This is a genomic window from Streptomyces sp. NPDC111516, from assembly GCF_055635345.1.
Genome location: NZ_JBVKBV010000043.1, coordinates 15,663 through 23,254, shown reverse-complemented (window position 1 = coordinate 23,254; position 7,592 = coordinate 15,663). Strand labels below are relative to the sequence as shown.

The 7,592-nt window shown below is 69.5% G+C and carries 5 protein-coding genes and 1 pseudogene; 3 read left to right on the top strand and 3 right to left on the bottom strand.

Annotated features, from left to right (window positions below; all coding sequences use genetic code 11):
* Positions 1-90: 90 nt before the first annotated feature.
* Genes tpg through tap form a run of 3 tightly spaced genes read right to left on the bottom strand, consistent with a single transcriptional unit; the run spans position 91 to position 2,988 of the window.
* A complete protein-coding gene (gene tpg, locus ACZ7L9_RS36775; protein ID WP_471421873.1) occupies positions 91-645 on the bottom strand; it encodes a telomere-protecting terminal protein Tpg in 555 nt (184 codons plus the stop codon).
* 8 nt (positions 646-653) lie between these two features.
* The gene (locus ACZ7L9_RS36770) at positions 654-875 is read right to left on the bottom strand and encodes a hypothetical protein (RefSeq protein WP_471421872.1); all 222 of its coding nucleotides are present in this window, start codon (positions 873-875) and stop codon (positions 654-656) included.
* A 4-nt stretch (positions 876-879) separates the two neighbouring features.
* Positions 880-2,988, bottom strand: coding sequence for a telomere-associated protein Tap (gene tap / locus ACZ7L9_RS36765; RefSeq protein ID WP_471421871.1), 2,109 nt, complete (start codon positions 2,986-2,988; stop codon positions 880-882).
* Positions 2,989-3,464: 476 nt separating this feature from the next.
* Here tap and ACZ7L9_RS36760 point away from each other — a divergent pair, with 476 nt between their 5' ends.
* The 3 genes and pseudogenes from ACZ7L9_RS36760 to ACZ7L9_RS36750 all read left to right on the top strand — a co-directional run bounded on the left by ACZ7L9_RS36760 (position 3,465) and on the right by ACZ7L9_RS36750 (position 7,270).
* The gene (locus ACZ7L9_RS36760) at positions 3,465-3,746 is read left to right on the top strand and encodes a hypothetical protein (RefSeq protein ID WP_471421870.1); all 282 of its coding nucleotides are present in this window, start codon (positions 3,465-3,467) and stop codon (positions 3,744-3,746) included.
* Positions 3,747-4,466: 720 nt separating this feature from the next.
* A pseudogene (gene gyrB / locus ACZ7L9_RS36755) lies at positions 4,467-6,505 on the top strand (DNA topoisomerase (ATP-hydrolyzing) subunit B).
* Positions 6,506-6,745: 240 nt separating this feature from the next.
* On the top strand, positions 6,746-7,270 hold the full coding sequence (locus ACZ7L9_RS36750; RefSeq protein ID WP_471421869.1) for a hypothetical protein: 525 nt from the start codon (positions 6,746-6,748) through the stop codon (positions 7,268-7,270).
* Positions 7,271-7,592: the final 322 nt, after the last annotated feature.

The following is a 7,592-nucleotide window of genomic DNA, read 5'->3' as shown; positions in this document are numbered from 1 at the left end:
AAACCCAACACCGTTCGTCTGGACCAAGACGGCCGAGGAGATCCTCGACTCCCTCGCCCGCTTCTGTCGACGGATCTCCGGCGCAGGACACTAGAACGAGACGTCGAAATAGTCGATGTCATTGATGGCGACTTCGAGGTTGTCGGCGCGGCGTCCGCCATCCTTGAAATACACCTCCTGCAATCCCTGCGCCACGATGTCGCGCATCTGTTGGTCGCTTACGCCTTGTTGCCGGGCATCGAAGAGGCGTTGTGCATAGGCCGGAGGGAGGTGGACGGTGAGGCGACGGAAGCGTCCGTCGTCAGTGGTGCCGATGGGCGCGGTGTAGCCGAACCGGGCCCGGGTCTCCACCGTGATGCCGGTGCTGGTCGCGGCGTCCTTCCGCCGGCGTTTGCGGACCTGCGGCTGCCAGCGGGAGCGGACCGCGGTGTCGATCCGGGCGGCGATGTCCTTGGGCGGGTGCTTGCGCTCCCCCTTGCGGTAGCGCTCCACGGAGCGCTGGGTGACCCCGAGCTCCTGGGCGACGGCCTTGGTCGTCTTCAGCTTCCTGAGCAGGAAATTGATCCGGGCCTGGAGGGTCTTGGGCGGCTCGCGGGTGAACGCCTCCTGGTCGGCGCGTTCCAGGGCGTCTTCGATGTCTCCCACGGTGGTGCTCAGCTCCCTTCCACAGTCGGGGCCTGGCCGTCGGGGTCAACGAGCCGGTACCAGGTCTCACGCGTCTCGTGCAGGTCGTACCGCCACAGCCGCAGACGTGGCGAGGTGCGGTGGGTGCGCACGGCGGACATCAGGGTCGCCATGCGCACCTCCAGGCGGTCCGGCGTCCGTTCCAGTTCGCCGTCGGCTTCGATCCGCGAGGCGTTGTCAACGGCGCCCACCGGTCTACTCGCCTTCGTCGAACTTGGCGTCGTGGCCGTCGCCCTTGATGTGGCGGGCGGGGTTGTAGTCCTTCTCCATCAGGTCGACTGCCCAGGCCATCTCCTGGACGCCTTCGACCTTGGCCAGGCCCGGTGCGGGGCCGAGGCGGAAGGCGCCGGGCTGCGGCTTGCCGGAGGTGCTGTAGGGCAGGAAGTCCAGCGGGCTTCGGCCGGGGCTCGGGTAGACGACGCAGTCGGACAGCACAGCGAGCGGGAACAGGCCGGTGAACTCGGCCATCTTGAGCATCTTGCGGTGCATGTTCACCCGCGCCTTGCTGATGACCGCAGCGCGGATGTCGGGGCGCCAGGTCGGACGTTCCAGGGCCGGCCACCGGTCGCCTTCCTTGTAGTGGCGTCCCTGCGGGCGTTGCTGGAGTTTGCCCACACCGCCCTTGATGGTGCCCTTGATCGCGGCGAGGACGGCCACCAGGCCCGGGTCGGCCTGCTTGTGCCGGTCCATTGCCGTCAGGAACGCATGGTCGTCGAGGTCCTTGGTGACGCCCAGGTCCGCGAGGGTGTCGACGTACGCGTCCTTGAGGCGGTCGTGCCAGGGGTCCAGGTACGCGCCGGTCTCCCGGCGCAGGTACGCCTCGACCGGGGCGACGTTGTGGCCGAGTTCCTGTGCGTAGGCGACGGTGTGGGTCTGGTACCAGGCCGGTCCCTCGGGGCGCTCGCCGGACGGCGTGAACGGGCTGGGCAGGCGCGGGTCGAGCTCGATGTGGGACAGGTCGACGTACCAGCTGCCGGGGACCTTCTTGTCGAACACCGGGCGCTTGACATACTCCGGGCCGGACAGACCCACCGTGAGTCTGGCGGCGGCCGCGAGGAAGGCGGTGTTCAGGTCCAGGCCGATCGCGAAGGGCATCATGCACTCTTCGTCGGAGAGCAGGTCCACCTCGCGCACCCACTGGTACGCCTCCTCGTTCAAGAAGCCGCCGCTCCAGCCGCCGTGCACGACCACGGGGTGCTCGGGAGGGCACTCCGGCGGGGCCGGGTCGACCGGCTGGGTGCCGAGGCTGCCGGGATTGCGGCCGGAGACCCACTGGCCGGTGGTCTTGTCCTGGACGGCGCGGGTCGGCGGGCGCAGGGCTGTCATCAGCTGCAGGCTGGAGGTGGCGGTGGAGCCGCACGGGGTGATGACGCGCTGGGCGTAGATGCCGAGGACGCGGGCGATGCCGGCCGGTTCCATGTCGGTGACGCCGGGCCAGGACCGGGCATCGAGCGCGTCCCAGGGCAGGACGACGAGCTGCACGCACTGGCGCTGGTTGCCCTGAGCGGGGCGGTAGACGCGCGCCCACGGGCCGAAGCCGCGCTGGGTGAGCTTCCACCTCGCTTTGGTGATCTGCTTGACCACGGGGTGGCCGTCTTCCAGGCGCAGGCCCCTGCGGTCCTCCAGGCGCTCGGGGAGTCCGAGCTTCACGGCCGCGTCCTTGGTGAGCACGATCAGCGGGTCGGAGCCGCGGCTGTTGCGGTGCAGCTTCGGTGCACCGAGCCCGGACTCCTTGAGGGTCCACTCCACCAGCTGAGGGATCGTGGTCGCCGGGCAGTCCAGCACGATGCCGTCGATCCCGTACGCGGCCCCCTCACCGTCCAGGACGGCGAGGGGGCCGTGCGGGAAGCGCGAGTCGAGCACGGGCGCGGCCTTCTTCGCGGCCGGGCGGCGCGACGACGTCGCCGGACGGGCGGCCGGGCGTTCCGGCATGGGCGGGGCTGCGGACGCCTGGACCGGGTCCTTCTCCGCCTGGGACGCCTCGGACGCGGCCGGGCCTGTGAATGCCTCCGGGACCGGCTCCGGCGCGGAGACCGGGACGGGCGCGGTGCCGTGCGCGGGGTACTTCGCCGCCCAGCCATTCAGCAGCCGCTGATACGCCTCCAGGCGCGGCGGCTTCGGCTCGGAGCGGCCGTTCTCCCAGTTCTTCACCGTCTGCGTCGTCGACTTCAGGGCCTGGGCAAGACGGGCCTGCGTGATTCCGGCGGCCTCCCGCAGCCGGGCCCGCTCCGCCGGGGGCGGGAGCTGCGGCTTCTCCTCCAGCAGTGCATCGACGGACGCGAACAGCTCTTCCTCGGTTGCCATATGCCTCTCCCTCCACCCCGCACACTAACAGCGTTTACCCTTTCATTTATCCAACTCTTTAACCCGGCGCGGCGCCATTTCTTGGACTTGTGCGACGTCGATCGGTAGTTGGCCGGCTCCCTCGACCGGGCGGTCGCGAGGTCGCGTTTTCTGATCAGGTGCGGCGTTCTGTACGCGGGGCATGAGCAGGGCTGCTGTGCCGCTTGCGTGAGTGGTGAGCGGAGGCGGGCAAGGGTGGCCTCGGACGCGTGCGGGCTGGAGCAGTTGGTCGCACCGCACGCCGTCGGCGAGGACGTACAGATGCGTTTGCCGTTGGGCCACGGCTGGCTGGAGCGATGGATGACGACTTGGCAGTTCGATGGTGACGATGTGATCCGGGCGGCGCGGGATCTGGAGACGGTGCCGCTGTTCACGTCGCAGCCGGTGCGCCGTTTCGGCTGGGGGCCCGGCAGCGGCGCCGGCCCGGGCTGCAGTTCGTGGTCTCCACGGGCCGGCATCACGGGTTCGAGTCGCCGGAGGAGCAACGCCTGCTGCTCGCACCGGACTTCCTGCGGGTGAGGGAGGTGCTGTCGCAGCCGTTCCGGCTCAGCTTCGAGCATGCCGGGGGGCGGGCAGAGCACACGCCCGACTTCCTGGCGGTGATGGCTGACGGCGGCCGGTGGCTGTTGGGCGTGGGGCCGCGGCCGCGGATCGGCGAGGACGACGAGCTGAAGTCCGGCGCGTCCAACGAGCCGGCGATGGCGTGTGGTTGGCGTTAGGCCGGCGCCCTGGTGCTGCGGGATGCCGCAGGTGAGGTGGAACGCCGCCCGATCCGGTGGCTCATGCACCACCCGGAGTGCCGGCCCGGCGAAGCGGCCGCGGAACAGCCCCCACGGCCACGCGGTCAGGTGCTGAAGAGTGATCTGAGCGAGGACCAGCCGAAACGGGCACGGCTGCGGGCCGAGCACGTGCCGGAGGCGGAGACCGGCTACCGCGCCGGCCACCCGGCGCGAGCCCTGCCGGGTGAACCGCGACCAAAGTACGACCCGGCCACCACCACGGTGACCCATCGGCGCCCCTGGGACCGGCCACCGGAGCCGGCCAAGAGCCCTTTGCCGAGCAGAGTCCCTGACGGGCCGCGAGCCGGCGGCCTGACGCAGCGCGACTGACGGGGAGTCACTCCGAAGAAAGTGTCTGCGGCCCTGCACAGCAAGGCACCAGGAAAGCCGCCATGCGCCTCCCTGGTGCATTTTGATGGACATGGCGCAGGGGGATCGACAGAGGGGGTGAAAGGGGGGCACAGGCGCGTACGGGAGTCTTCTCGCCCCGAGGGCAAGAGGCGCCTTCGGTACGCTGGAGAGCGTTCCGGCAGCCACTGGTCCCGAGCCCTGCGGGCTCAGGGTCCTTTTTGTGTTGCCGCGCCCTGTCCCGCCAGATGTCCGGCCGCTCCCGCACCGTGGTGCCGGAGCGCGGTCTGCCATGCCCGAAAGAGAGCATCTGTGACCACTTACGGCACTCGCACCGGCACCTCCGGATCTGAGCAGACCGGCCATGCCGAGGCTGCGTCCTATGACGCCAACGCGATCACTGTCCTGGACGGTCTCGACGCCGTACGCAAGCGGCCCGGGATGTACGTCGGTTCCACGGGCGAGCGAGGGCTGCACCACCTCGTGCAGGAGCTCGTGGACAACTCCGTGGACGAGGCGCTGGCGGGGGTGGCCGACCGGATCGACGTGACGATCCTGGCTGACGGCGGCGTGCGGGTGGTCGACGACGGCCGTGGCATTCCGGTGGGGATGCATCCGGTGGAGAAGCGGCCGGCCGTCGAGGTCGTGCTGACCGTGCTGCACGCGGGCGGGAAGTTCGGCGGCGGGGGCTATGCGGTCTCCGGCGGTCTGCACGGGGTGGGCCTGTCGGTGGTCAACGCCCTGTCGACCCGGCTGTCGGCGGAGATCTGGACCGACGGCTACCGGTGGACGCAGGACTACAAGGACGGCGCCCCTACCGCCCCGCCTGCCCGCCGCGAAGCCACCTCCCGGACGGGCACGTCGCTGACCTTCTGGGCGGACGGTGCGATCTTCGAGACCACCAGGTACTCCTTCGAGACGCTGGCCAGGCGTTTTCAGGAGATGGCATTCCTCAACCGGGGGCTCACCCTGACCCTGACCGACGAACGTCCGTCCGCGCGTGCCACGGCTGCGGCCGACGAAGCCGGCTCGGACACCGCCGAGGAGCAGGCGGCGAAGACGGTCTCCTACCGCTATGACGGCGGCATCACCGACTTCGTCGCCCACCTCAACGCCCGCAAGGGCGAGCCGGTCCACCCCTCGGTGATCTCCATCGGCGCGAGGACGCCGAGCGGCTGCTGTCGGTCGAGGTCGCGCTGCAGTGGAATGGCCAGTACGCCGGCAGCGTCCACTCCTACGCCAACGCCATCCACACCCATGAGGGCGGCACCCACGAGGAGGGCTTCCGCACGGCGCTGACCACCGTCGTCAACCGCTACGCGCGCGAGAGGAAGCTGCTGCGGGACAAGGACGGCAACCTCTCCGGCGAGGACATCCGCGAGGGCCTGACCGCGATCATCTCGGTCAAGCTCGGCGAGCCGCAGTTCGAGGGCCAGACCAAGACCAAGCTCGGCAACACCGAGGCGCGTGCCTTCGTGCAGAAGGTCGTGCACGAGCACCTGACCGACTGGTTCGACCGCAACCCGAACGAGGCGGCCGACCTCGTACGCAAGGCCATCCAGGCGGCCGCAGCCCGGGTCGCGGCCCGCAAGGCGCGCGACCTGACCCGCCGCAAGGGCCTGCTGGAGTCCGCGGCGCTGCCGGGCAAGCTGGCCGACTGCCAGTCCAGCGACCCCTCGCAGTCGGAGATCTTCATCGTCGAAGGCGACTCCGCCGGCGGTTCAGCGAAGTCCGGCCGCAACCCGCAGTACCAGGCGATCCTCCCGATCCGCGGCAAGATCCTCAACGTCGAGAAAGCCAGGATCGACAAGATCCTCCACAATCAGGAGATCCAGGCGATCGTCTCCGCGTTCGGCGCGGGCGTGCACGAGGACTTCGACATCGCCAAGCTCCGCTATCACAAGATCATCCTGATGGCTGACGCGGACGTCGACGGCCAGCACATCAACACCCTGCTGCTGACCTTCCTCTTCCGCTTCATGCGGCCGCTGATCGAAGAGGGCCACGTGCACCTCTCCCGCCCCCCGCTCTACAAGATCAAGTGGAGCCGGGACCACGTTGAATACGCCTACTCCGACCGCGAACGCAACCTGCTGATCGAACGGGGCCGGCAGGCCGGCCGCCGCATCAAAGACGACTCCATCCAGCGCTTCAAGGGCCTGGGCGAGATGAACGCCGAGGAACTGCGCGTGACCACCATGGACCCCGACCACCGGGTCCTGGGCCAGGTCACCCTCGACGACGCAGCCGTCGCCGACGACCTCTTCTCCGTCCTGATGGGCGAGGACGTCGAAGCACGCCGCCACTTCATCCAGCGCAACGCCAAGGACGTCCGCTTCCTCGACATCTGACCCCAGGGGCCGCCGCCTGCGCCGCCTCGACACGTCGGTACCACCGCACCGAGGGCGGCCGGGACCGCGGCGGCCATCGGGCGCACGGCGCGCCCTCCTACCGGCGGTATCCAGCGCTGCCCGCATCGGGCGGGAGGGCCTTCGGCGCGGGCCGAGGCCCCGCGTCGTGGGCGCGTGGCCCGGCTATGATGTCCGCGCCGCGCTCGGGGTGACAACTGCGCTGCTGGGGAAGGGTTATACATGGCAAAGGATGCTGATCCGTACGCTCGCGCGGCCGAGAGGGCCGGACTCGGTGAACACTTCAGTACCCACCGGTTGTTCCGCCCGACTCCGCTGCCCTATCTGCTCCTTGCCGTGTGTGCGGCCATGCTGATCGCGTGGGTGCCGGCGCTGATCACAGGCGGCATCACGGGATCGCTCATCGTCTTCGGTGTCCTCGCCGTCGCCATCGTGGCCTATTGCTGGCTCCCGCCCTCCAAGGGCATCACGCGCATCGTTCTGTACGAGCACGGACTCCTGCTCGTGTCCCCGCAGTGGCGGGCTCCCCGTGTCCTGCATCGGGATCAGATCGCGTTGATCCAGACGGCGGAGACACGGAGCGATGTCACCTTCGGCACAGCAGGTCCGGCCACGACCATCACGCCAGGCTACGCGGCCATCTGGCTGCACGACCGGCCCAGGCCGATCGTGATCCGCAAGGCATGGGCGCCCGGCATTCTTCGTGTCGGCCTGGAGTACCTGGCCAACGACGACGCCGCCGAGTGAAGGACCGGCCGCCTCCCGTCGCCGTACGCCTGACCGGTACAGGAGTCGTCCCTGCGGTTGCGCCGGCGCAACCGCAGGGACAGGCAGAGACAGCGCGCCGCCCGGTGTCGCGCACCGCGCGCCAGGTGATTGAGACCTTCCGCTCGACGGCGTCCCACTCAAGCTGAGCACCGCAGGTCGCAACCGGTGTACCCCGAAGGGTTTTGCCCCTTGTCCGGAGCCCCTTTTTTTTCTCTGCCGCGGCCTTCTCCAGCTCACCGAGGAGCTCCGCGTCGACCACCATCCCGGCCGCATGGTGGTGCACGCGGGCAACGGTGGATTC

Bases quoted from the DNA above. Each gene is read 5' to 3' on its own strand.
- ACZ7L9_RS36750 (WP_471421869.1), top strand. From the start codon at position 6,746: ATGGCAAAGGATGCTGATCCGTACGCTCGCGCGGCCGAGAGGGCCGGA.
- tap (WP_471421871.1), bottom strand. From the start codon at position 2,988: ATGGCAACCGAGGAAGAGCTGTTCGCGTCCGTCGATGCACTGCTGGAG.